Source organism: Erwinia rhapontici, from assembly GCF_020683125.1.
GTDB lineage: Bacteria > Pseudomonadota > Gammaproteobacteria > Enterobacterales > Enterobacteriaceae > Erwinia > Erwinia rhapontici.
This window is the reverse complement of the sequence record NZ_CP085627.1, coordinates 1136141-1160311: the sequence shown is the minus strand read 5'-3', so window position 1 is coordinate 1160311 and position 24171 is coordinate 1136141. Positions and strand designations below refer to the sequence as shown.

Genomic DNA, 24171 nt, shown 5'->3' with positions numbered 1-24171 from the left:
AGTAATAAGCTGAAACAGTTTACGTGCTCGGGAAAGGCAGATCCAGATGTAAATCCGGTTATTTATGCCCTCAGGCCTGGGGATAAATATCGTTACACTGGCTTGACCTTACCCTTGCGGGAAGGTTTAACCTGAGCTTCGGTGACATATTCACTCAGGAGAAAATCATGACACACACCACGTTACTGGCGCTGGACGGACTGACCTGCGGCCACTGTGTTAAACGGGTTAAAGAAGCGCTGGAACAGCGTGACGACGTGGAGCAGGCGGACGTCACGGTGACGGAAGCCCGCATTACCGGTGATGCCAGCGCCGATGCGCTGATTGCCGCCGTCGAACAGGCGGGTTATCACGCCAGCCTGCCAGAAGGGGCTTCTCACCCAAAGCCTGATACGCTGACAGAATCAGAACCTCAGCCGGAAGCGCTGACAGCGTCCCTGCCAGAGCTTCCGGCAACGACTCCCGCTTCCGATCCCGACAGCTACCAGCTGTTGATTGACGGCATGAGCTGCGCCAGCTGCGTTAGCCGCGTACAGAGTGCGCTGCAAAATGTCGCTGGCGTCAGCCAGGCGCGGGTTAACCTTGCCGAACGCAGCGCGCTGGTGCTGGGTTCGGCTTCCCCCGCCGCACTCATCGACGCCGTGAGCCGTGCAGGATATGGTGCGGAAATCATTCAAGATGACGTGAAACGTCGGGAAAAACAGCAGCAAACCGCGCAGTCTGCGGTAAAACGTTTTCGCTGGCAGGCGATCCTGGCGCTGGCGCTGGGTATCCCGCTGATGGGATGGGGAATGATCGGCGACAATATGATGCTGACCGCCGACAACCGCAGTGGATGGCTGGTGGTGGGCGTACTGACCCTGCTGGTCATGATCATCGCCGGGGGGCATTTTTACCGCAGCGCATGGCGCAGCCTGCTGAACCTTAGCGCCACCATGGATACGCTGGTCGCACTGGGTACTGCCGCCGCCTGGCTTTACTCCATCACCGTGAATCTGTGGCCCGATCTGTTTCCGATGGCGGCACGCCATCTTTATTACGAAGCCAGTGCGATGATTATCGGTCTGATTAATCTCGGCCATATGCTGGAGCAGCGCGCTCGCCAACGCTCGTCAAAAGCGCTGGAAAAATTGCTGGATCTGACCCCGCCCACAGCGCGTGTTGTCACGGAAAACGGTGAGCAGATCCTGCCGCTGAGTGACGTGCAGTTGGGGATGACGCTGCGCGTCACCACCGGCGATCGGGTACCGGTCGACGGCACGATCCTGCGCGGTGAAGCCTGGATGGATGAAGCCATGCTGACCGGCGAAGCCATCCCTCAGCAGAAGTCATCGGGTGATGCGCTGCATGCCGGGACGGTATTGCAGGACGGCAGCGTGCTGTTCAGTGCCACCGCCATCGGCAAGAACACCACCCTGTCGCGTATTATTCAGTTAGTCCGCCAGGCGCAAAGCAGTAAGCCGGAAATCGGCCAACTGGCGGATAAAATTTCAGCGGTGTTTGTCCCGCTGGTGGTGGCGATAGCCCTGTTCAGCGCTGCTGTCTGGTATCTGGTCGGCCCCGCACCGCAGATGGTCTACACCCTGGTGATTGCCACTACCGTACTGATCATCGCCTGCCCTTGCGCACTGGGGCTGGCTACGCCGATGTCGATTATTGCTGGCGTTGGTCGTGCCGCCGAGTTTGGTGTCCTGGTGCGTGATGCCGATGCCCTGCAACGTGCCAGCACCCTGAGCACCTTAGTCTTTGATAAAACAGGCACCCTGACCGAAGGTGCGCCGCGTGTCGTTGAAGTCCTGCTGTTTAACGGGGCTGACCGGCAGACCGTGCTGCGCCAGGCTGCGGCCCTGGAGCAGGGTTCGAGCCATCCGCTGGCACGCGCCATCATTGAGTACGCCGCTCTGGCGACGCTGCCCGAGATTGAGCAATTTCGTACAATACCGGGGCTGGGGGTCAGCGGCATACTCGCTGGCACTCCGCTGCTGCTGGGTAATCCACCGCTGATGGCGCAGCAGCAAATCGCGACCGGGGCGATCACCGGGCAGGTGGAACAGCAGGCAGCAAGCGGCGCTACCCCAGTACTGCTGGCAGCCGGAGGGGAAATTGTCGCCCTGTTTGCCATCCGTGATCCTCTGCGTAAAGAGAGCGTCAGTGCGCTACAAAGACTGCATAAACGCGGTTATCAGCTGGTGATGCTGACAGGCGATAACGCCATTACGGCCAATGCCATTGCGCGTGAAGCCGGTATCGATCGTGTGATTGCCGGGGTGTTGCCGGAAGGCAAAGCCGATGCGATCCGCGCCCTGCAACAACAGGGCCAGCAGGTGGCGATGATTGGTGATGGCATCAATGATGCTCCGGCCCTTGCGCAGGCTGATGTGGGGATCGCAATGGGTGGCGGCAGCGATGTGGCCATCGAGACAGCGGCGATTACGTTGATGCGTCAGGACCTGAATGCGGTGACCGATGCTCTGGCGATTTCCCAGGCGACGCTTCGCAATATGAAACAAAATCTGCTTGGGGCATTTATTTATAACGCCTGTGGCATCCCGATTGCGGCCGGGGTGCTGTATCCCCTGACGGGGACCCTGCTCAGTCCCGTGGTGGCGGGCGCGGCGATGGCGCTTTCATCCATTACCGTGGTGAGTAATGCTAATCGTCTGATCCGCTTCCGCCCGCCGCAATCGTAAGTCGGCTAATGAGTGCTGCGTTTTGCCCTGTCCGTCAGCGACTTATCACGCTAGCATAGTGTGATTGACAGCATGAGGCAGAAAACGATGGCAAATCTTTTGCACAGATTTCAGATGTTGTGGCGCAGGCTGTGGTCGGTAAGTTACCGCTACCCGGCCCTCGATATCACGTTGGGTCAGCGACATCTGCATCTGGTGGGCAGCATTCATATGGGTACCCGCAATATGATGCCCCTGCCAGCGGTGCTGTATGAACGGCTACAGCAGGCCGATGCTCTGATTGTTGAAGCGGATATCACCGGCGGGGCATCCCCCTTCAGTGAAAGTGAGAGTTGTCCGCCGCTGGCTGAACGCCTCTCTGCAGAGCAGTGGCCACAACTGCAACGCCGCTGTGAAGAGTTAAGCATCGACCCGGAGCGCGTCGATACGCTGCCCGCCTGGCAGGTGGCGCTCATGCTTCAGGCACAACAGGCGCAACGTCTTGGGCTACGCGCCGACTGCGGTATCGACTATCAACTGCTGCAGGCGGCGCGTGAACGGCAGAAAAAAGTGATTGAGCTGGAAGGGCCGGAAACCCAGCTGGCACTGCTGAAATCGCTGCCGGACAACGGCCTGCCGTTACTCGAAGATACGCTACAGCACTGGCAAACCAATGCACGCCTGCTGCAAACCATGGTGAGCTGGTGGCTGGAAGCCCCACCGGGCAGCATCGGAAAACTGGCCTTGCCCAGCACGTTCAGCAGCAGTCTGAATGACCTGTTAATGCATCAGCGTAATCAACAGTGGTGCCAGTTTTTACGCCAGCTGCCACCCGGGCGCTATGTGGTTGCGGTGGGTGCCCTGCACCTTTACGGCGAGGGAAATCTGCCAGGTCTGCTGATTCAGCGATAAAAAAAAGGCCGATATCTCTATCGGCCCGTCAATAAGGACATATTTATGATTTTTGTTATCGTCTCAGCGGTTACGCTGACGCGGGCAAGATTGTCGCTCAAAGCGTAATATTTCGCCAGCATTTTTGTTCATCAATTGTTCACTCGTTCATGGAAAATACGACAGAAGGTTAGTGACTATGACACCTGCGGTAAAACTGCTGGAAAAGCAAAAAGTCGCCTTTACGCTGCATTCTTATGAGCATGACAGCAGCGAAACCCACTTCGGAGACGAAGCAGTACGCAAGCTGAATCTCGATGCGGATCAGGTGTATAAAACCCTGCTGGTCGCGCTGAATGGCGATAATAAAACGCTGGCCGTGGCGTTGACGCCGGTGGCCGGGCAGCTCGATTTAAAGAAAGTCGCCAAAGCGCTGGGAGCGAAAAAGGTCGAGATGGCTGACCCATTGTTTGCCCAGCGCAGCACGGGTTATTTACTTGGCGGCATCAGTCCTTTAGGGCAAAAAAAGCGCCTGCCAACGGTGATTGACCACCTTGCGCAGCCGTTTGCTACGATCTTCGTCTCCGGCGGCAAGCGCGGGCTGGATATTGAACTGAAGCCGCAGGATCTGGCGCAACTGCTTAATGCCAGCTTTGCCGATATCGCCAAACGCGGCGATTAACGCGGCTTTACGCAGAGCGCTGGGCCAGCAACTGATCGATCATCCAGCGCCCTGCAGGGCCGGGTGGCGTGCGGCGTGACCAGATCACATCAACCTGAATACTCTGCGGCCAGCCGTCCACCGGCAGTTCGCGCAGTGTCTGGTGGCCAAACTGCTGGGTCAGCCAGCGCGGCAGAATACTCCAGCCGAATCCCTGCTCAGCCATTTCCAGCAGTAACAGATAAGACTGCGCCAGCCACACTTTTCCCGTCGGTGCAGGCGTGCGCTCCACCCACGTATTTAGCCGAAGCTGACGCAGCGCTTTCAGCTCCTCTTCAGTCACCTTGTCCTGCTGCGCCAGCGGGTGATCCTGATGGAGGAAAATCGCCATTTGTGCCTCCACTTGCAGGCGCTTCACGCAGATATCAGACGGATAATGATCCTGTACCCGCACCACGCCAATGTGGGCTCGCTGGCTATGTAACAGGTCAATCACGTCGGCATCTTCGGCGATCATGCATTCAAATTCAATATCCGGATAGCGACGTTCAAAGCGTTGTAGCAGTGACTCATGATAATCAGCCTGCCAGAAATCGGAGATCGCCAGTCGCAGACAGGGCTCTATTTCGCCGGAAAGCCGAATAGCCAGCTCGTCCAATTTTGCTGATGCATTGAGGATCTCTTTGACCTGCGCCAGCGCACGCTGCCCGTTTTCAGTCAATACCGGGTTACGTAGCTCACGGCTGAACAGTGTAAAGCCCAGATCGTTTTCAAGATTTGCTATTGCCGTACTGATGGTTGACTGGCTTTTGCGCAGCGCACGCGCCGCCGCCGAGAAGGATCCGCTTTCCACGGTTTGCACAAAAGCTTCCAGTGATTCCGGTGAGTAACGCAAAGATGTATCGCTTTTATCGATGGATAGTCATTTTATCTTAGCAAATAAAACGTGGAAAATAGCGTCCATAGAAAATTAAGGAGGATGTATGTCTGGTCGTACGCTAAAAGAACGTTTTTTCCATGCCGCAGGTTTCGAAGTGCTGGCGATTGCACTGGTGTCACCTTTAGCCGCGTGGATTATGGATAAACCCCTGTTTCAGATGGGTGCGCTGGCCATCATGCTGTCGACGGTAGCGATGATATGGAACATGATTTATAACGCCGGATTTGATCGTCTGTGGCCACGCGAAAAAGTGACTCGCGGTATCGGCCTGCGTATTCTGCATGCACTGGGCTTTGAGGGCGGCTTTATTCTGATCGGTCTGCCACTGGCAGCCTGGATGTTGGGTATCAGTCTGTGGCAGGCGTTGATCATTGAAATCGCCTTCTTCCTGTTCTTCCTGCCGTACACCATGGCGTATAACTGGGTCTATGACAAAGTCCGTGAGCGCATCATGAATTCACGCCAGCCACAGCCAGTGAACAAACATGGTTAATGGCACTGCGCAGAGGTTGTTGTTGGGGTCGACCGGAAAAAGTCGTCGACCCCATGGGTAACACCGTTAATGCTTAGCCGTATCCAGTTTCGCCGGACGCCACTGCTTAGGGTCTGCCGGTTTCTCGCTTTCCGCTGCTTTCTCCGGTGCCTTCTCTTCTGATTTCGCTTCTGCTTTAGCTTCTGCTTTCTGATAGACAATTTCCCCGGCAGGCTGATACTTTGCCACATCGAGCGGAGAGTGACTCTGGATGTACTGTTTCAGCACTTCGGCATCCACAAAACCGGTATTCACATAGCCAGGCAGCTTATCCACCAGCGGATAACCATCACCGCCCGTGGCATTAAAACTCAGGGTGGCCATGCGATAGGTTTTATCCGCTTCCAGCGGTTTACCGTTGATGAGGATGTTACTGACGCCGGTGCCGTCTGCCGTCAGGCTGACGCGCGCAAACTGTGCATAGGCACCTGAATCAACCTGTTTATTGGCCACTACTGCGAGATACTTCTCAACTTCGCTGCCTTTCATATCGACATACACCAGCGTATTACCAAAAGGCTGCACTTTCAGGACATCTTTATAAGTGATGGCACCGCCCTCAATCGAGTCACGCACACCGCCGCCGCTCATGATGGCAAAGTCAGCTTTAGTCCGTTCGATCTGTCCTTCCAGAATCAGACGCGCCATGCTGGTCTGCACAAAACGCACTTTGCTGCGATCGCCCTCCAGCCGTCCGTTAACACTGCCGATTTTCACGCCCAGTTGCGCCTCACCCTTTTTCTGGAACGGAGTCAGCAGTTTTTGCATGGCCGGGTTTTTCGCGATCTCGGGGGTGTAATTGACCCAGGTGGTGCTGCCGTCAGCATTCTTCACTTTATGCTTCAGGTTAATCGGCACCAGCTCATAGTGATCCAGCGTCAGCTTGCCGTTCAGGAAGGTGAAGTCCGCACGGCCGATGTATTTCCCCCACTCGTGAGCCTGGACAATCCAGGTACCGTTCTGGCGATCGGGCGTACAGGGTGTTCCGGGCACATAGTCAGCCTGCTTCACATTCTCTTTCGCCATGCACACCGGATCCTGCGAGTGCCCTCCCACGATCATATCGAGGTAACCGGCTGGCAGTTCACGCGCCATTTCCACATCACCCGGCGCATTCGATCCGTAATGACCGTTGTCGTAATGGCCCATATGTGTGGCCGCGATAATCACATCGGGCTTCTCTTTCGCCCGCAGCTGTTCGACCACCGCTTTTGCTTCGGTTGCCGGTTTATGGAACAGGATGTCGGTAAAGTTTTCCGGGTTGCCGATTTTCGCCGTATCGTCGGTGGTGAGGCCAATAACGGCAATTTTCAGCCCCATACGGTTAAACAGGGCGTAAGGCTGGAACAGCCGCTTTCCGGTGCTTTTCTGATAAATATTGGCGGAGAGCAGCGGGAATTTAGCCCATTTCTGCTGCTGACGCAGCACGGAGAGCGGATTATCGAACTCATGGTTTCCAATCGCCATTGCGTCATAGCCAATCAGATTCATCCCGCGAAAATCGGGTTCCGCGTCCTGCAAATCAGATTCCGGCACGCCGGTATTAATGTCACCGCCCGAGAGGATCAGGACAGCACCGCCGTGCGCCTGCACGTCATAACGGATCTGGTCCATCATGGTTTTTTGCGCCGCCAGGCCATATTCGCCCTGTTCGTTATTCCAGAAACGCCCGTGATGATCGTTGGTGTGAAGCACCGTGAACTTATAAGTCCGGTCTTTCACCCACGCCTGGGCCATCAATGGGGTGCTTAATAACGCCACCGTCAGAACGCTGGCGAAACTTCTTTTCAATAATGGCACTGTGACCCTCCTTGTTGAACAACTCTGACAACAGAAAATGAATGGCTGATACCCAAAATATTTGACGGGTATGATTATGCCGCAGGCTTAACGCTAAAAGATAATTACTGTACCTTATGTTATTAGCAAGCTAAGGGCTTTCTGCACCCTATAAAAACACAAGACAATGACAGGTTAACTTAATGGCAAGCGAACACACCCTTTCCTCTTCAAAGACGCCGGCCCGGCGTACCTCATTTGGCATACTTGGCGCGATCAGCGTTGCCCATTTGCTTAATGATATGATTCAGTCGTTGATTCTGGCGATTTATCCTCTGTTACGCGAAGACTTTTCGCTGAGTTTTGTGCAGATCGGTATGATCACCCTGACCTATCAGATGACAGCCTCGCTGCTACAGCCACTGATTGGCCACTTTACCGATAAACACCCGCAACCCTGGTCGTTGCCTGTGGGTATGGGATTCACCCTTTTTGGGCTGGTGCTGCTGTCGATGGCCAGTACTTTCCCGATGATCCTGGTGGCAGCAGCGCTGGTTGGCACTGGCTCCTCGGTGTTCCATCCAGAATCTTCGCGCGTGGCAAGAATGGCCTCCGGTGGACGCCATGGGCTTGCACAGTCACTGTTTCAGGTAGGCGGTAACTTTGGCAGTTCTCTTGGTCCGCTGCTGGCTGCATTGATTATCGCCCCTTATGGTCGCGGTAATGTCGCCTGGTTCTCTCTGGCCGCCCTGCTGGGGATTGTCGTACTGTTGCAGATTAGCCGCTGGTATCAGAACCAGAACCGCGTTGCCAAAAGTCAGACTGCCCCGGCAGTGAGCCTGCTGCCTCGTCGTCAGGTGGCCTTTGCCATCACGATTTTGCTGGTGCTGGTTTTCTCAAAATATTTCTATCTCACCAGCCTGAGCAGCTACTACACCTTCTATCTGATGCATAAATTCGGGCTTTCCGTGCAGAATGCCCAGCTACATCTGTTTATCTTCCTGTTTGCCGTCGCGGCGGGCACGGTCATTGGCGGCCCGATTGGCGATAAAATCGGTCGAAAAAGAGTGATTTGGGTGTCTATTCTTGGCGTTGCCCCCTTCACGTTGATGTTACCTTATGCCAACTTGTGGTGGACCGGTGCGCTGTCAGTCGTGATTGGCTTTGTACTGGCGTCGGCGTTTTCCGCCATTCTGGTCTACGCCCAGGAATTGATGCCGGGCCGTATCGGTATGGTTTCCGGGCTATTTTTCGGTTTTTCCTTTGGCATGGGTGGGCTGGGTGCCGCCGTATTGGGTGTGGTCGCCGATCATCAGGGCATTGAACTGGTCTATCAAATCTGCGCTTATCTGCCACTTCTTGGAATTCTGACGGCTTTCCTGCCTGATAACCGACATAAATAGTCCCATCCCGGTGCGAATCAATGCAATTGGCACCGGGTCACCGGCTTGTAACGTCTGACCTGCACACTGATAACTGTCTAAAATCGCACTCTGTGCGAACTTTCTCTCAATGATTCAGATTTTTTGCCGTTATAACCAATAATGACAAGCGTCATCCTGTAATATGCCATACACTGAAAACTTACAACTGGACACATTTACACTCTGGATAATTTAAGTTGCTGAAAAACGGCAAGCCTGCGGGTCTCCTGGAGCATAGTCAGTCCTGTGAGCCGGCACTGCCAACGTCGTTACAACTTGAAGTCTCTTGAGTATGCACACAAAAGGAGACAGGCATGCACCACACCACCCCGCTTATCACCACCATTGTAGGAGGCTTAGTTCTGGCCTTCCTCTTCGGTATGCTGGCTAATCGCCTGCGCATCTCTCCTCTTGTCGGTTATCTGTTAGCTGGCGTGCTCGCCGGGCCCTTTACCCCAGGTTTTGTTGCTGATACCAATCTGGCACCGGAACTGGCCGAACTGGGTGTGATCCTGCTGATGTTCGGTGTGGGTCTGCACTTCTCCCTGAAAGATCTGATGGCTGTAAAGTCCATCGCCATCCCGGGTGCCATTGCACAAATCGCCGCTGCCACACTGTTAGGCATGGGGCTGTCGTGGGCACTGGGGTGGCCAATGATGACGGGTCTGGTATTCGGACTCTGCCTTTCAACCGCCAGTACCGTGGTGCTGCTGCGTGCGTTGGAAGAGCGACAGTTAATTGACAGTCAGCGCGGACAGATTGCTATCGGCTGGCTGATCGTGGAAGACCTGATGATGGTGCTGGCACTGGTGCTGCTGCCTGCGATTGCCGGGCTGTTTGAAGAAGGTAAAGCCAGCGTCACGATGGTGCTGTTCGACCTGCTGATTACCATCGGCAAGGTGGCGGCGTTTATGGTGCTGATGATGGTGGTGGGAAAACGCGTGGTGCCGTGGATCCTTGCGCGCAGTGCTGCGACCGGTTCACGCGAACTGTTCACTCTTTCCGTGCTGGCGCTGGCGCTGGGTATTGCCTTCGGTGCCGTCGAGTTCTTTGATGTCTCCTTTGCACTTGGGGCTTTCTTTGCCGGTATGGTGCTGAACGAATCGGAGCTGAGCCACCGGGCCGCGCACGATACGTTGCCGCTGCGTGATGCTTTCGCCGTGCTGTTCTTCGTGTCCGTTGGCATGTTGTTTGACCCAATGATCCTGATCCAGCAGCCACTGGCGGTGCTGGGTGCGCTGGCGATTATCGTCTTAGGCAAGTCATTAGTGGCGCTGTTCCTGGTGATGCTGTTCGGTCACTCCAAGCGCACCGCGCTGACCATCTCCGTCAGCCTGGCGCAGATCGGTGAATTCGCCTTTATTCTTGCCGGCCTGGGTATCTCCCTGAATCTGCTGCCGGACAGCGGGCGCAATCTGGTGCTGGCAGGGGCAATTCTGTCGATTATGCTGAATCCGATTCTGTTTGTGCTGCTGGAACGCTACCTGAAAAAGACTGAGACCATTGAAGAACAGACGATGGAAGAAGCCATCGAAGAAGAGAAGCAGATCCCGGTGGATTTGTGCAATCACGCGGTGATTGTCGGTTTTGGTCGCGTAGGCAGCCTGCTGGGCAGCCGCCTGATGGAAGCCGGTATTCCGATTGTGGTAGTGGAGAACAGCCGTCCACGCGTCGAGGCGTTGCGTGAGCAAGGGATCAAAGCGGTACTGGGCAATGCCGCGCGTGGCGATATTATGGAGCTGGCGCGTCTGGACTGTGCACGCTGGCTGTTGCTGACCATTCCTAACGGTTATGAAGCCGGAGAGATTGTCATTGCTGCTCGCGAAACGCGCCCGAATATTGAGATTATCGCCCGTGCGCATTATGACGACGAGGTGGATTATATTATGGAGCGTGGCGCAGACCGTGTGGTGATGGGCGAGCGGGAAATTGCCAACAGTATGCTGAATTTGCTGCTGTTGAGCCCGGTAGAAACCCCGGCGGAATGCCCTATTTAAATACTACGGGCCGATCGATGTAGAAGATCGGCCCCTACAGAGTATTGTCGGGTGCGACCCTTTTTTCCGGTCGCCCCCTGCCGATGATTGGCACCCGACGAAATGCGTTTTCAGCCGTTTGGTTTTTCCCTGCCCTATCGTTCCCAGTATGACTCTTCCAGACTGTCTTCCCGCTCCGGCAACCCACGGGTTAAGCGCGGTGCATGCTGGTTCAGCACCTGATAGCTTACCCGGTTAGCGTATTTACATACCTGTGCCAGCGAGGAGTAGGTGAGGTAACTCCGTCCATGCTTGCTGGAGTTCGGCACATTCGAACGGTGGAAGTTGTTGGCGGTAATATCGTGCAGCAGCGCCGCCAGTGCGCCATCCCCGGCACCATTGGTATTCATGATCTTTTCCGGCCCGCCCATATAAGGTGCGATATGGGAAAAAATACGCAGCGGCTGGGTGCAGTCCTGATGGCGCATGGCGCGGCTGAACTCATACTGGTTAAACTCCGGGATCGCCCCCGGCAACAGCGGATGCTGCGTGGTACGCTTACCAGATTCCTCAGTAAAGGCCGCCATATACAGGCCGTTTGGTCCGGCAGTACACAGCACCAGATCCACCCAGTCGAGGGCACTATTCGCCGCCTGCAATGGATCGCGTTCACCGGTCAGCTCGAAAGCTTCATCTTCATTCATGGCCACCACAGAGACATGATCACGCAGGAAATCACGCCAGAACTGCGGATTATCGGCGATCACATACTTGGTTCCCAACGTCAGCACCACCGGGACGTTATGTTTCTTCGCCCAGTGGATGGCCTGCATGGTCGCTTCCGGCATCGGCTCGCCAGGCTTGCAGCGCACCAGATAAGAGGTCAGCACCAGTGCAGATGCTCCGGCAATCACCTCTTCGGGAATGCTTTGTGGGCGCAACTGGTTCATCATCCCCGGGCTGATGGCGAAGGTACGCTCACCGTTATCGCCGATAAGCGTGAAACAACGGCCGATCGCCCCGTCCACACCCTGCAAATAGTTCAAATCGGTTCGGCTGGAGGTATTACACAGATAACGGTAAGCGTAACCGCCAATCTGCACGTTATTACACATCACGCCCAGCAGTACCGAGCGGTCATCCGCCAGTACCGAATAGTTGTGCAGCGTATTGCCAATCGTGCCACCGGCAAACTGATGGGTGATCAGGTTATTATCAACCAACTCGGCATACAGCGCCTCGGCCACATCATCCTCAATCACCAGCGAATGCCCAAGGCTCAGGCCATAACGCGCCACAAAGCCATCATCCACTTTGGCTTCAATATCGACGAGAATCTGATCAATACCGACAATCCAGCTGTTGGCCGCATCGTTTTCCGGCTGAACCGGCTGTAGTAAGGGATCACGCGCACTGACGGGGAAATAATGTTTGGATTTACGTTTACCGGGGAATTTCATCATTGCAGGCTACAGAAGGGGCTCAGAGCGCAATCATAGCACAATTGCGCTCTGTGACGATCACAGAGGAGAACATGGCCTCCCCTGTTTTAGCGGTACTGGTTGACCAGCTCCAGCATCATGGTGATATGAGCTTCATCATCATTCAGCGCCGGAATGTATTCAAAACGCGTCCCCCCCGCATGGAGGAAGATCTCACGGTTCTCACCGTTAATCTCCTCCAGCGTCTCCAGGCAGTCAGATGAAAAGCCCGGGCTCATAATCTGCACATGCTTCACGCCTTTGGCGGGCAGGGATTTCATGGTTTCATCGGTATAAGGCATCAGCCATGGCTCACGTCCAAAACGTGACTGGAACGTCAGCATCGCTTCGCTGCTGCCCAGCCCCAGTGAGGCCGTAAGCGCGTTAAAGGTGTCATAGCAACGCTCGGGATAATCATCACCTTCATCGGCGAAGCGTTGCGGGATACCGTGGAACGAGGTGACCAGCAGGTCAGGCTTGCCGTGCTGGGCAAAAGAGCGTTCTACCGAGGCTTTCAAGGCAGCAATATAGGCTGGATGTTCCGCATAATCACGGATAAACTGCACGGTTGGCAGGCTGCGGTAACCGGCGAACACGTCGGTAATACCATCCCATACTGCCGCGACGGTCGAGCAGGAGAACTGCGGATAGAGCGGAAGGACAATAAGGCGATTCACCCCTTGCTGCATCAGGCTATCGATAGCACTTTTCAGGCTCGGATTGCCATAGCTCATCCCCAGCTCCACCGGCATATCCAACCGCGCGGCCAGTGCTGCTTTCTGACGCTGACTGTAAACCATCAGCGGAGAACCTTCGTCCATCCAGACGGAAGCATACAGTTTTGCTACTCGCGGAGAGCGCAGCGGCAGAATGCCAATATTCAGGATCGGCCACCACAACCAGCGCGGGGTATCGACCACTCGTCTATCGCTAAGGAACTGTTTAAGATAACGTTTTACGGCAGGTGTCGTTGGGGCATCAGGTGTGCCTAAGTTAACCAGTAATACGCCAGGCTTATCTTGCCTCATTGTTATTCCTTTTTACGGCATCGTCGGAGATGAAAACGAGACTTATTCTAGCGGAAAAAAGCGGGGGATAAACCAATTGCTGTCATTGAGCCAGGTTATCCCTGGCTCAAAAAGCACTAACCGAGGATTTTGGCCAGCTCTGCGCTAACTTCAGCCACTTTACGGGTGCCGTCGATCTTGTGGTAAGCCGTGTTACCTTCGGCCGCTTCTTTGCTGTAGTAAGCAATCAGCGGAGCCGTCATCTCATGGTATTCCACCAGACGTTTACGTACGGTCGCTTCCTGGTCATCTTTACGGATGGTCAGTTCTTCACCGGTCACATCGTCTTTACCTTCCACTTTTGGCGGATTGTAGGTGACGTGGTAGACACGACCAGACGGTGCATGGACACGGCGACCGACGATGCGATCAACGATCAGTTCGTCAGGGACGGCGAATTCCAGCACGTTGTCAACTTTAATGCCCGCTTCCTTCATGGCATCAGCCTGAGGAATGGTGCGTGGGAAGCCATCCAGCAGGAAACCATTACGGCAGTCTTCCTGAGCAATACGCTCTTTGACCAGCGCGATAACCAGTTCGTCAGTCACCAGTTTACCGTCGTCCATAATCTGTTTGGCTTTCTGACCCAACTCCGAGCCCGCTTTAACAGCGGCGCGTAGCATGTCACCCGTAGAGATCTGCGGAATACCGTATTTCTCCATAATGAACTGAGCCTGAGTCCCTTTACCTGCACCCGGAGCTCCGAGCAGAATAATACGCATTGCGTAAATCCCCTTGCGAATCGCTTAATTGATCACTTTATCTGAGGGCAAGAACATACCATTTTGGCCCGCTATCCACAAGGAAGGGCGCGGTTATCCTGCATCCGCGTAACGTTGTAGCGATACCTGTCGGCGGGCATACAGCGTTTGAGAAATCACCGCAACGATAATAATTGCACCACCAATAACTGCCTGAATTGTTGGGATTTCGTCCATAAATAGAAACATCCACAATGGCGCCAGCGCAGTTTCAAGCAGTAAAAACAGCCCGGCATTGGCCGGAGAGACAAAACGCGTGGATAACGTGATTAACCCCATCGCCAGCGGCATAATTAACGCCCCTTCCGCGATCACCCACCCATATTGCGCAGCCGACAACACTTTCAGACTATCGACCATGTTTGAGTCCGGCCACAGCACAATCAACACCGATGCCAGCACCGCCCCCAATGACGGTAAACCCGCCGAGCCACCACTAACGCGTGAGGTAAAGATAAACGCCAGTGCCATAGAGACTGCCGTGCCCAGCGCATAAACATTGGCGATGCCATTATGGCCCAGACCACGGCCTGACATCACAATCACCACGCCAACAATGCCCGCCAGTGATGCCAGCATCACGCTGCGATCGATAGCCACTTTGAATAACAGCCGGGTAATCAGGGCCGAAATAAACGGCGTTGAAGAGATAATCACCAGTACCGTGGCCACATTGCCCCGGTTCAGTGCATTAACGAAGCAGGCGGAAGCGATGCAAAAAAACAGCGCCGACAGCACATTGTCTTTGGTCAGCCACGGCGTGCCAAGAGTGGAGCGGCTCTGGCGCCAAAAGGCCCACATCAGCAGGCAGACACCCCACATGCAAAGGCCGCGCAGGGCCACAATCAGCCAGGAATTTTCAATGCCCATCATGCGGATAAACACCGAATCCGTACTGAGAATCACACCGCCCATGATGCCAATCATATTGCCATTCACGGCAAAGGTACTTTTCATTTTGCCTCCCACAGGGTGCTCAGTTTGTTTTCTACCTGTTCCGTCATATCGACAGGCTCACTGCCGTCACCCCTTACCCAGCACGACAAACGCAGGGTTTTGGCATGAGGGAAATAGCTGGCCCCTGCTGCTTTCACCTGCTGTTGCAGACTCTCGCTGAGCGCAGGTACCGGGAAACAGCTAAAGGGCAAATCCGGTGCACTGATTGAGGTGAAATCCATACCTGCGACATCGTTCAGCTGCACAGGCCCAACCTGCGCCACGTTATACGGCTGCCATTGGGTGCTACGGATGTTTTGCAGTGCTTCTTCCAGTGGTTTTGCCGACGAGGTGGACTCTTCAAACAAACGCAACTCACTGCGCATCAGGGTACTGAAGTCCTCGGGACGCAGGGCAATAATCGCCAGACCGATGGTTAACGAGGCATGTTTATGGAGAGGGGCGACAAAAATGGAACTGTCCGCAGTCAGCTCACCGTGGCGGTTGGTGGCAAAACTGTGCGAGGCATCCACTACGCCTTTACCTTTACTGTTTTTCAGACTGTTGAGTTCACCGGTATACGGATTGACGTGAGTAATGATACGCACGCTGCCAGGCTCGGTAAAATGTGAGGCCGGAGGGCTGAACAGCTCAGTGATGGGCTGATAGTGCGCATGTTTGGCCAGGCACAGCGTGGTTTCCTGCTTATGAAACAGATGCGATAAGATCACCAGTCCAACGCGAACCGACTGAACAAAAAACAGATCGTACTCTTGCAGCTGATATATGCGGGTTAACTCTTCCCGGAGTTCATCTTTCAGCATAGAAACTCGCTTATAAAACCGATCGCCATGGATCTGCTGTAACTGAGGGGAAAGTGAGGATGCGTCCATTAATTTATCAACTCTTGCTGGAAAAGCAGTGGCATAACGTTGTCACGGAAGATCGATCCAACCGCGATTTCACAGGGGGGCCTGCGATAATTCACCCAGGCAATCTCTTCGATTTCGTTGCCTGCGCGCGGCTGCCCGTCGATTTCAACGTGGTAGACATGGTTCTCTATCGCCATGGCTTCAAATTCGGCCTGACCATGAAACAGGCCAAAAGGCCGGAAGCCTTTAATCTGCACACCCAGCTCTTCCTGAAGCTCACGCTTCAGGCAACTCAGATGGTCTTCTCCCGCATGTGGCTTACCGCCGGGGGAGATAAAAATCTCGGTGCCGCGTTTACGGGTCAATAACAGCGAACGCTGATAAATAATAATGGCCGCGCATTTAACGATTATTTTCATCTCAGACTCCGGGTGACGTAACCCGCAGGCTACGCCACCTCTGACGTTCAGATTCAGGCAGCAGCGCTGGTTTTCAGCACAGGCGTCATCAGGGTTTCACCTGACAGGAAACGGACGATGTTGTGTGCCAGTGGCGCTTTGTCATGCAGATATGCGAGGATCACCTCATCATTCGGCGTCGAGAAGCTGTCGGCGAAAATGCTGATCCCTTCCAGCGATTTGGTCGAAATCCCCAGCTGCAGCAGGCGGTATTTCACGTCATCCGCTGACTGAGCAAACTCATAAATCGGCGACTGATAGTTGATGTCGTACTGCGCCATCATCTCCATCAGGAAGGTTTTCGCTACCTGACGCTGCTCCGGGAATTCCATCTGATAATGGGTGATGCCATCATTAATGGTGTTAATGTCGTTGCGGTGGCAGAAATCGACCAGATGGGCATGGATTGCCAGTTTCTCTCCCAGCAGCACCAGGTTTTTACGATATTTCAGAATGTCACTTTCCAGGTGTTCAATCGCAATTGAACGAAAAGCACCGCTGATATCGGCAATGGTATGGGCGACGACTAAGTCGCCAAACCGGCTTTTCAATTCATCAACACGGTGCGACAAAATGCCACGATGCAGTGAACATCCGCTGTTTCCTGACCAGAGGTGTACAGGGATACCCTGTAACATCAGATAACACGCTGCCAGGGTGCTATCACGACCGCCGGTAAACATGACGAGCTGTGTTTTTACAGAATGCTGATTTGTCATTTTCCTTTCCTTCGCATTGATGATGAATGTAATCGTGGGCTGACAAGGGGAAAATACGGCTGTGTAACGAGAGAAACCAGAAGGGGGCGTTTGCTGGTGGCTGACAGGACAGCACCCCGACCAGGAAGCCAGAGTAGGGAAATTATGCTGGACTTGAAAATGATATAAACAGACACTCCTTGTTAGTTTTTCTAACAAGGTATGATTATGTCTGGCCTTCCTTCACTGCGTGCCCTGCGCTACTTTCATCAGGCAGCACAGCATCAAAGCTTCAGCCTGGCGGCGCAATCGCTAAACGTGACGCACAGCGCTGTTAGCCACCAAATCAAACAGTTAGAAGAGTGGCTAGGCAAACCGTTATTTTTACGGGTGAACGGACGGGTGCAGTTGACCCCGGATGGCGAACGGCTAAAAGTGTGTTGCATACAGACCTTTCGCGAGATCGAATTGACCTGTGAGAAAATTCGCGCACGCAATTTGCACAGCCTGACCATCTCCTGTGCCCCCAGCTTTCTGGCACAGTGGCTGATCCCGCGTATCAGTCGTTTCTCAGAACGGCACAGCGATATTGCCCTCACCTTTCAGACCCATGTTGATATTGAGCGGGTGCGCAGCGAGCATACCGATGTGCTGATTGTCAGCCACGAGCAGCCGTTGCAGGAGGATATTACCGCCACGCTGATTACCGTCGACTATATTGGTCCGGTATGCGCCCCGAAGTTCAGTCATCGCTTTACCTACGAGACAGATTTTTCCACTCTGCCACTGCTACATGCCGATACCAAACTGCATGCCTGGGCGGAGTGGGCAAAGAAAACCGGGGCAAGAGGCGATTTTTGGGCGGGACGTCATTTCGATAATCTGACGCTGGCGATTCAGGCGGCACGTAACGGAATGGGAATTATTATGACCCCGCAGATTCTGGTCAAAAAAGAGATACGTGACGGGTCTTTGATTGCTCCGCTGGGGTTTGCAGAGGTGGATCGCGCGACATGGATGATGGTCAAAACCGCCCGTAAAGAAGAAGCTGAGATTGAGTTGTTTCGGCGGTGGTTGTTAGAAGAGGCGTCGATCGCGGGATAAAACGGGTCAGGCATGCCTGACCCCTACAAAAATCATCAACAACATCCGGACGGGTCGGGCATGCCCGTCCCCTACAGATTATTGCGGCTTAACGCACGCCTCGCCCGAGACAACATCGCAGCATAGCGTAGGGGTGAGGCACGCCTCGCCCGATACAGCATCGCGGTATATCGTAGGGGTGAGGCATGTCTCGCCCGATACAGCATCGCGGTATATCGTAGGGATGAGGCATGCCTCGCCCGATACAGCATCGCGGTATATCGTAGGGGTGAGGCATGCCTCGCCCGTTTTTTTGCGAGCCGTGCTGACGATATTTACTCCGAAAATACGCAATATATCCGGTACTGATATGCTCCCAAAAAAGGAGGATGTCATGCAACAAAGGAAATCTCTGCGCCTTAAACACTACGATTATCGCCAGGCCGGATACTACTATCTGACACTGTGCTGTCAGCAAAGAAGGCCACTGTTCGGCCACTGCTTAGATTACCGCAGCTATCTCAATCCATACGGTATCATCGCCCGGGACTATCTTTACGCATTACCGCACCATTTTCCCGGTTGCCAGATCGACAGCAGTATCATTATGCCCGACCATCTGCACTGTATCTTAGTGATACCGGAGAGGTATCAGTTTTCGGTCGCGACACTCGTGGGCAGCTATAAATCGGCAGTGACGAATAGAGTACGTCGAATAAATGTGGGGTTAACGGTATGGCAGCGAGGATATTGGGATCGGGTGATTCGCGACAAGGATGAGTTGTCTAACGTGCGGGAGTATATGTTGAATAACCCATTGCGTTGGTGTTTACGGGAATAAAACAGGGTCGGGCATGCCCGACCCCTACAGATTATTGCGGCATAACGCACGCCTCGCCCGAGACAATATCGCAGCATAGCGTAGAGGTGAGGCACGCCTCGCCCGATACAGCATCACGGCATAGCGTAGGGGCGAGGCATGCCTCGCCCGTGGCTCGTTATCCCAGCAGCAGCTGATTCATACGGCGGATAAACTGGTTAGGATCCTCCAGCGATCCCTTCTCTGCCAGCAGTGCCTGTTCCAGCAGCAGCTCAATCCACTCGGCAAAGCGAGCTTCGTCCTGAGTATCGGCAGCACGTTTCACCAGCGCATGGTCTGGATTCAGCTCAAACAGATATTTCACCTCAGGCACGTCCTGACCCGCAGCAGCAAACAGTTTTGCCATCTGAGTGGTCATTTCGTTAGCTTCAGTGGTGACGATGGCCGGAGTATCGGTCAGACGGTGTGTCAGACGCACCTCCTTGACGCGCTCACCCAGCAGCGTTTTCACACGTTCTACGAACGGCTCCAGCGCTTTTTCCGCCTCTTTCTGCTCTTCGGTTTCTTCATCAGCCAGTTTGCTTAACGCGTCATCCGCTTTGCTCACTGACTGGAAGGTTTTCCCGTCAAACTCAGTCAGGTAGCTCATCATCCATTCGTCAATACGATCGGAGAGTAACAGAACCTCGATACCTTTCTTACGGAACAGCTCCAGGTGCGGGCTGCTTTTCGCGGCGGCATAGCTGTCGGCAGTGATGTAGTAAATTTTCTCCTGCCCTTCCACCATGCGGCTGACATAGTCTTCCAGCGACACGGTTTGCGCCGGGCCTTCGCTGCTGGTGCTGGCAAAGCGCAGCAGTTTCGCGATGGTTTCAGCATTGCTGCTGTCTTCTGCCGGGCCTTCTTTCAGGACCAGACCAAACTGCTGCCAGAATGACTGATATTTTTCCTCGTCATCCTTCGCCACTTTTTCCAGCATTTGCAAGGAACGCTTGGTCAGCGCACCGCGCAGGCTCTGAGTTATGCGGCTGTCCTGCAGGATTTCACGCGAGACGTTCAGCGGCAGATCGTTAGAGTCAATCAGCCCTTTGACGAAGCGCAGATAGTTCGGCATAAACTGTTCAGCATCGTCCATGATGAACACGCGCTGCACGTACAGTTTCAGCCCATGTTTGTGGTCACGGTTCCACATATCCCACGGCGCCTGGGCAGGGATATAGAGCAGGCTGGTGTACTCCTGCTTGCCTTCTACCCGGTTGTGGCTCCACGTCAGCGGATCGGTGAAGTCATGGGCGACATGTTTGTAGAACTCTTTGTATTCGTCAGCACTAATCTCAGACTTGTTGCGCGTCCACAGCGCCTGCGCCTTGTTGATTTTTTCCCACGTGGTGGTGTTGTCTTCTTCATTGTGGGTTTCGATCTCAACCGGCAGTGCAATGTGGTCTGAGTATTTGCTGATGATGCTGCGCACGCGCCAGGCATCGAGGAACTCATCTTCGCCTTCGCGCAGATGCAGAGTGATTTCGGTGCCGCGATCGGCTTTTTCAATGTCGGCGATGGTGTATTCACCTTCACCGGCTGACTCCCAGAACACACCTTCTGACGCGGCAGCGCCTGCGGCGCGAGTCCGTACGGAGACTTTATCGGCGACAATAAACGCAGAATAGAAGCCAACACCGAACTGACCGATCAACTGGCTGTCTTTCGCCTGGTCAGAACCCAGCGATTCAAGGAAAGATTTGGTGCCAGATTTCGCAATGGTACCGAGATTTTCAATGACTTCATCACGACGCATACCGATGCCGTTATCACTCAGCGTCAGCGTACGATTTTCCTTGTCGACAGAGACGCGTACACGCAGTTCGCCATCACCTTCATAGAGATCCGGGGTGGATAACGCGCGGAAGCGCAGCTTATCAGCAGCATCTGAAGCGTTAGAGATTAACTCACGCAGGAAGATTTCTTTGTTTGAATAGAGTGAATGGATCATCAGGTGCAGAAGCTGTTTTACCTCTGACTGGAAGCCACGTGTCTCTTGTCCTTTCATGGTCATTGCTACCCTCAACTAAAAAACAGATGATGAACGTTGAGGTATTAAATGGGGGTGACATAAAGGATTTCAAGACGGCACGAAGGACTCGTGCCGTTGATTGCTCAGAATTTAAACTTTTGACGCCCGGCCAGTGAGTGCGAAAGCGTCGTACCGTCAACCATTTCCAGCTCTCCGCCCACGGGAACACCGTGAGCAATACGGCTGGCTTCCACGCCATACTGTTCACACAGGCTGGCAATGTAGTTAGCGGTCGCCTCCCCTTCCACCGTTGGGTTGGTGGCGAGGATAACTTCAACAATCGTCTCTTTTTCCAGACGCTGTTCCAGGCGGTCGAGGCCAATATCATTCGGCCCGATGCCATCCAGCGGTGACAGATGCCCCATCAGCACAAAGTAACGCCCGGCAAACTGCCCGGTCTGTTCAATGGCATGGATATCCGCCGGGCTTTCCACCACGCAGATCAATCCATTCTGCTGCCGTCGTGGGTTGGCGCAGATGGTGCAGATTTCCTGCTCGGTGAAAGTACGGCAATCAGAACAATGGCCGATTTCCGACATCGCCCGCGTCAGCGCCTGTGCCAGACGCATGCCACCGCTGCGGTCACGCTGTAACAGCTGGAACGCCATGCGCTGCGCCGACTTCGGCCCAACACCTGGCAGGCAACGCAGCGACTCCATTAATGTTTCAAGGAGTGGGCTGGTTTGCATCAGAATGGCATCTTGAAGCCAGGTGGCAACTGCATACCGCTTGATACCGCAGCCATTTTCTCTTTCTGGGTTTCAGCAACGCGGCGCGCCGCATCGTTGAAGGCCGCAGCCACCAGGTCTTCCAGCATGTCTTTGTCATCTTCCAGCAGGCTTGGGTCTACTTCCACACGACGGCAATTGTGAGCGCCGTTGATGGTGACTTTCACCAGGCCTGCGCCTGATTCACCGGTCACTTCCATGGCAGCAATCTCTTCCTGCACCTGGGCCATTTTATCCTGCATTTGCTGGGCCTGCTTCATCAGGTTGCCCAATCCGGCTTTACCAAACATAAGTTCTCTCTCTTCAGCTCAGGCCGCATCAACGTAACTGCGATGCGGCGGGTTAAACAGGTCGGATACTTTCTTCATCCACATCGGCATCGAAAAACCGACGAAGCGTCTGAATATGAGTATCAGTGATAATCGACTGACGCGCCTGCGCCAGCTTCTCTTCATAAATTTTTTGCCGCCATTCCAACGGTGTCAGCACCGAAGGATTATCATCTTCCACCACGGTTAATTCAATGGGGTGCCCGGCAGCAGCATTCAAGGCATCATTTAGCGCTTTTTGCGCAGAAGGGGAATTCAGGTGACGCTGGCTGGAGCGCAAATGCAGGCAAATACCACTCTCGGTCTGCTCTTTCCAGGCATTTAACGCAAGCTGTTGAACCAGTTTTGGTATGACCAGCACCGCAATTTCGCCAGCCCACGGGTCGCGTTCTAGCGATTCCGCCACCAGCTTCACCATCAGCTCAGGATTCTTCTCATGTTCCAGTGCCGTACGAAGCGCCTTTGGCGTTGCAACCGCTTCTGCCTTCACTTCCGTTGGGTTTTGCGCTTTCCAGCGATACGCCTCTTCTTTTACAGGAACCGCTTCTGCCGCTGCCTGTTGCAGACGTTGCTGCCCGCGTTCGGTAACCGCAGCAAGACGCTCCAGTGCCGAACTTGCCGGCCGCGCACCCTGCGCTGCCGGCTCAGTCTTTTTTGGCTTACTCGCCCCCTGATGGCGCAGCAGTTGCGTTCGCGCCTGTAGGAGCTGGCTGGTAGAGTCAGATAATCCCTGGTGAGGTGGTGGCGCGTCCTGAATCGGGGACGCCGATGCCGTATGGGGTACAGGCTCTGCTGAGGGTGCTGCCGGGGTCTGTAATGCCATGGTTGGGCGTGCAACCGGGTCAGCGATCACGGCTTTGGGGTGAAAAGCCAGTGCGCGCAGCAGCGTCATTTCCACACCCATACGGCGGTCCGGTGCCAGCGGCAACTCTTTGCGGCCAACTAGCAGCGTCTGGTAATAAAGCTGAACATCTGCGGGCGGAAGTACCCGTGCCAGTTCACGCAACCGCTGTTCAATGGCGGCCATATCGTCGCCCAGCGCAGAAGGCAGTAGTTGAATCATTGCCACACGATGCAGCAGCGTAAGCATTTCTACCAGCAGCGCTTCCCACTCCACACCCCGCGCAGCGGCCTGGTTGAGCAACGCCATGACTTCTGCACCATCGGCATGGACCAATGCTTCGATCAACGCCAGTGGCTGTTCATCGTCTAGCGTGCCCAGCATGTCATTAACCGTGGAGGTCGTTACCTGCCCCTGCCCCATCGCAATTGCCTGATCGGTCAGGCTCAGCGCATCACGCATACTGCCGTCAGCAGCGCGTGCCAGTAATTGCAATGCGCGGGTTTCAGCACTGATCTGCTCAGCTTGCAATACATGCTCAAGCTGACCACGGATCTGCTCCTGATCCAGCGCTTTCAAATGGAATTGCAGACAGCGCGATAAAATCGTTACGGGCAGTTTTTGCGGGTCGGTGGTCGCCAGCAAAAATTTTACATGTTCTGGTGGCTCTTCCAGCGTTTTCAACAGCGCGTTAAAGCTGTGACGCGAGAGCATGTGGACTTCATCGATCAGGTAAACTTTAAAGCGGCCACGTGCCGGAGCGTACTGCACGTTATCCAGCAGATCGCGCGTATCTTCCACTTTAGTTCGGGAAGCTGCGTCAATTTCAATCAAGTCGACAAAACGGCCCTGCTCAATTTCACGGCAGTTATCACACTTCCCACAAGGGGTAGCGGTAATGCCTGTTTCACAGTTCAGTCCTTTTGCCAGTAGACGGGCGATGGTGGTTTTTCCGACGCCACGGGTGCCAGAAAAAAGATAAGCGTGATGGATGCGGCCAAGGGACAAACCATTAGCCAGCGCGGTCAGAACATGTTGCTGACCGACAACCTCAGTAAACGCTTGCGGACGCCACTTGCGGGCCAGTACCTGATAGCTCATTAAGACTTCATCATTTTTTAAAAAATTACTTACCCAAACCGTGATAAACCGCA

General features: G+C 54.3%; 21 protein-coding genes and 1 other annotated feature. Of the genes, 8 read left to right on the top strand and 13 right to left on the bottom strand.

Features of this window, described 5'->3' with window-relative positions:
• Positions 1–167: 167 nt before the first annotated feature.
• The 3 genes from copA to ybaK all read left to right on the top strand — a co-directional run bounded on the left by copA (position 168) and on the right by ybaK (position 4242).
• Positions 168–2690, top strand: coding sequence for a copper-exporting P-type ATPase CopA (gene copA / locus LJN55_RS05440; protein ID WP_227535805.1), 2523 nt, complete (start codon positions 168–170; stop codon positions 2688–2690).
• A gap of 87 nt (positions 2691–2777) precedes the next feature.
• Entirely contained in the window at positions 2778–3581 is an 804-nt protein-coding gene (locus LJN55_RS05435) for a TraB/GumN family protein (RefSeq protein WP_133845726.1), read from the top strand.
• 178 nt (positions 3582–3759) lie between these two features.
• Positions 3760–4242 (top strand): Cys-tRNA(Pro)/Cys-tRNA(Cys) deacylase YbaK, encoded by a 483-nt coding sequence (ybaK, locus tag LJN55_RS05430; RefSeq protein ID WP_227536347.1) that lies wholly within the window; start codon positions 3760–3762, stop codon positions 4240–4242.
• 7 nt (positions 4243–4249) lie between these two features.
• On the opposite strand, the gene LJN55_RS05425 is transcribed toward ybaK, so the two are convergent.
• Positions 4250–5116 (bottom strand): LysR family transcriptional regulator, encoded by an 867-nt coding sequence (locus LJN55_RS05425; protein WP_227535804.1) that lies wholly within the window; start codon positions 5114–5116, stop codon positions 4250–4252.
• Between the two features lie 88 nt (positions 5117–5204).
• On the opposite strand from LJN55_RS05425, the gene LJN55_RS05420 reads away from it, so the two are divergent.
• Positions 5205–5654 (top strand): multidrug/biocide efflux PACE transporter, encoded by a 450-nt coding sequence (locus LJN55_RS05420; protein ID WP_133845729.1) that lies wholly within the window; start codon positions 5205–5207, stop codon positions 5652–5654.
• A 66-nt stretch (positions 5655–5720) separates the two neighbouring features.
• Here the strand turns inward: LJN55_RS05420 and ushA are convergent, their stop codons facing one another.
• On the bottom strand, positions 5721–7430 hold the full coding sequence (ushA, locus tag LJN55_RS05415) for a bifunctional UDP-sugar hydrolase/5'-nucleotidase UshA (protein WP_265106031.1): 1710 nt from the start codon (positions 7428–7430) through the stop codon (positions 5721–5723).
• A 245-nt stretch (positions 7431–7675) separates the two neighbouring features.
• Between ushA and LJN55_RS05410 the strand changes: the two genes are divergently transcribed.
• Entirely contained in the window at positions 7676–8875 is a 1200-nt protein-coding gene (locus LJN55_RS05410; protein ID WP_227535802.1) for an MFS transporter, read from the top strand.
• 335 nt (positions 8876–9210) lie between these two features.
• Complete coding sequence (ybaL, locus tag LJN55_RS05405; protein WP_133845732.1) at positions 9211–10893, top strand: YbaL family putative K(+) efflux transporter; 1683 nt, start codon at positions 9211–9213, stop codon at positions 10891–10893.
• Positions 10894–11027: 134 nt separating this feature from the next.
• Here ybaL and LJN55_RS05400 read toward each other — a convergent pair whose 3' ends face one another.
• The 7 genes from LJN55_RS05400 to LJN55_RS05370 all read right to left on the bottom strand — a co-directional run bounded on the left by LJN55_RS05400 (position 11028) and on the right by LJN55_RS05370 (position 17166).
• Positions 11028–12332, bottom strand: coding sequence for an inosine/guanosine kinase (locus LJN55_RS05400; protein ID WP_133845784.1), 1305 nt, complete (start codon positions 12330–12332; stop codon positions 11028–11030).
• 89 nt (positions 12333–12421) lie between these two features.
• Positions 12422–13381 (bottom strand): ferrochelatase, encoded by a 960-nt coding sequence (gene hemH, locus LJN55_RS05395; protein WP_133845733.1) that lies wholly within the window; start codon positions 13379–13381, stop codon positions 12422–12424.
• A gap of 116 nt (positions 13382–13497) precedes the next feature.
• The gene (gene adk, locus LJN55_RS05390; RefSeq protein ID WP_133845734.1) at positions 13498–14142 is read right to left on the bottom strand and encodes an adenylate kinase; all 645 of its coding nucleotides are present in this window, start codon (positions 14140–14142) and stop codon (positions 13498–13500) included.
• A 93-nt stretch (positions 14143–14235) separates the two neighbouring features.
• A complete protein-coding gene (locus tag LJN55_RS05385) occupies positions 14236–15138 on the bottom strand; it encodes a DMT family transporter (RefSeq protein ID WP_227535801.1) in 903 nt (300 codons plus the stop codon).
• Positions 15135–16010, bottom strand: coding sequence for a DUF6024 family protein (locus LJN55_RS05380; RefSeq protein WP_227535800.1), 876 nt, complete (start codon positions 16008–16010; stop codon positions 15135–15137). The genes LJN55_RS05385 and LJN55_RS05380 overlap by 4 nt, the downstream gene beginning before the upstream one ends.
• Positions 16010–16408, bottom strand: a complete 399-nt coding sequence (locus LJN55_RS05375; protein WP_212815877.1) for an NUDIX hydrolase — start codon at positions 16406–16408, stop codon at positions 16010–16012. Before LJN55_RS05375 ends, LJN55_RS05380 begins: the two co-directional genes overlap by 1 nt.
• Before the next feature lie 53 nt (positions 16409–16461).
• Entirely contained in the window at positions 16462–17166 is a 705-nt protein-coding gene (locus LJN55_RS05370) for a hypothetical protein (RefSeq protein WP_159337506.1), read from the bottom strand.
• 207 nt (positions 17167–17373) lie between these two features.
• Between LJN55_RS05370 and LJN55_RS05365 the strand changes: the two genes are divergently transcribed.
• Together LJN55_RS05365 and LJN55_RS05360 are read left to right on the top strand one after the other, a co-directional pair.
• Positions 17374–18249, top strand: a complete 876-nt coding sequence (locus LJN55_RS05365; protein ID WP_133845739.1) for a LysR substrate-binding domain-containing protein — start codon at positions 17374–17376, stop codon at positions 18247–18249.
• A 373-nt stretch (positions 18250–18622) separates the two neighbouring features.
• The gene (locus LJN55_RS05360; protein ID WP_227535799.1) at positions 18623–19069 is read left to right on the top strand and encodes a transposase; all 447 of its coding nucleotides are present in this window, start codon (positions 18623–18625) and stop codon (positions 19067–19069) included.
• A 157-nt stretch (positions 19070–19226) separates the two neighbouring features.
• Here LJN55_RS05360 and htpG read toward each other — a convergent pair whose 3' ends face one another.
• The 4 genes from htpG to dnaX all read right to left on the bottom strand — a co-directional run bounded on the left by htpG (position 19227) and on the right by dnaX (position 24118).
• Positions 19227–21101 carry a molecular chaperone HtpG gene (gene htpG, locus LJN55_RS05355; RefSeq protein WP_171148777.1) on the bottom strand — a complete coding sequence of 625 codons (1875 nt, stop codon included), beginning with the start codon at positions 21099–21101 and terminating at the stop codon, positions 19227–19229.
• A gap of 101 nt (positions 21102–21202) precedes the next feature.
• Positions 21203–21808: a recombination mediator RecR gene (recR, locus tag LJN55_RS05350; RefSeq protein ID WP_133845742.1), complete on the bottom strand. Its 606-nt coding sequence runs from the start codon at positions 21806–21808 to the stop codon at positions 21203–21205.
• A complete protein-coding gene (locus LJN55_RS05345) occupies positions 21808–22137 on the bottom strand; it encodes a YbaB/EbfC family nucleoid-associated protein (RefSeq protein WP_017799391.1) in 330 nt (109 codons plus the stop codon). The genes recR and LJN55_RS05345 overlap by 1 nt, the downstream gene beginning before the upstream one ends.
• A gap of 52 nt (positions 22138–22189) precedes the next feature.
• Positions 22190–24118, bottom strand: coding sequence for a DNA polymerase III subunit gamma/tau (gene dnaX / locus LJN55_RS05340; protein WP_133845743.1), 1929 nt, complete (start codon positions 24116–24118; stop codon positions 22190–22192).
• Positions 22790–22851, bottom strand: a sequence feature (DnaX frameshifting element). (Overlaps the previous gene by 62 nt.)
• Positions 24119–24171: the final 53 nt, after the last annotated feature.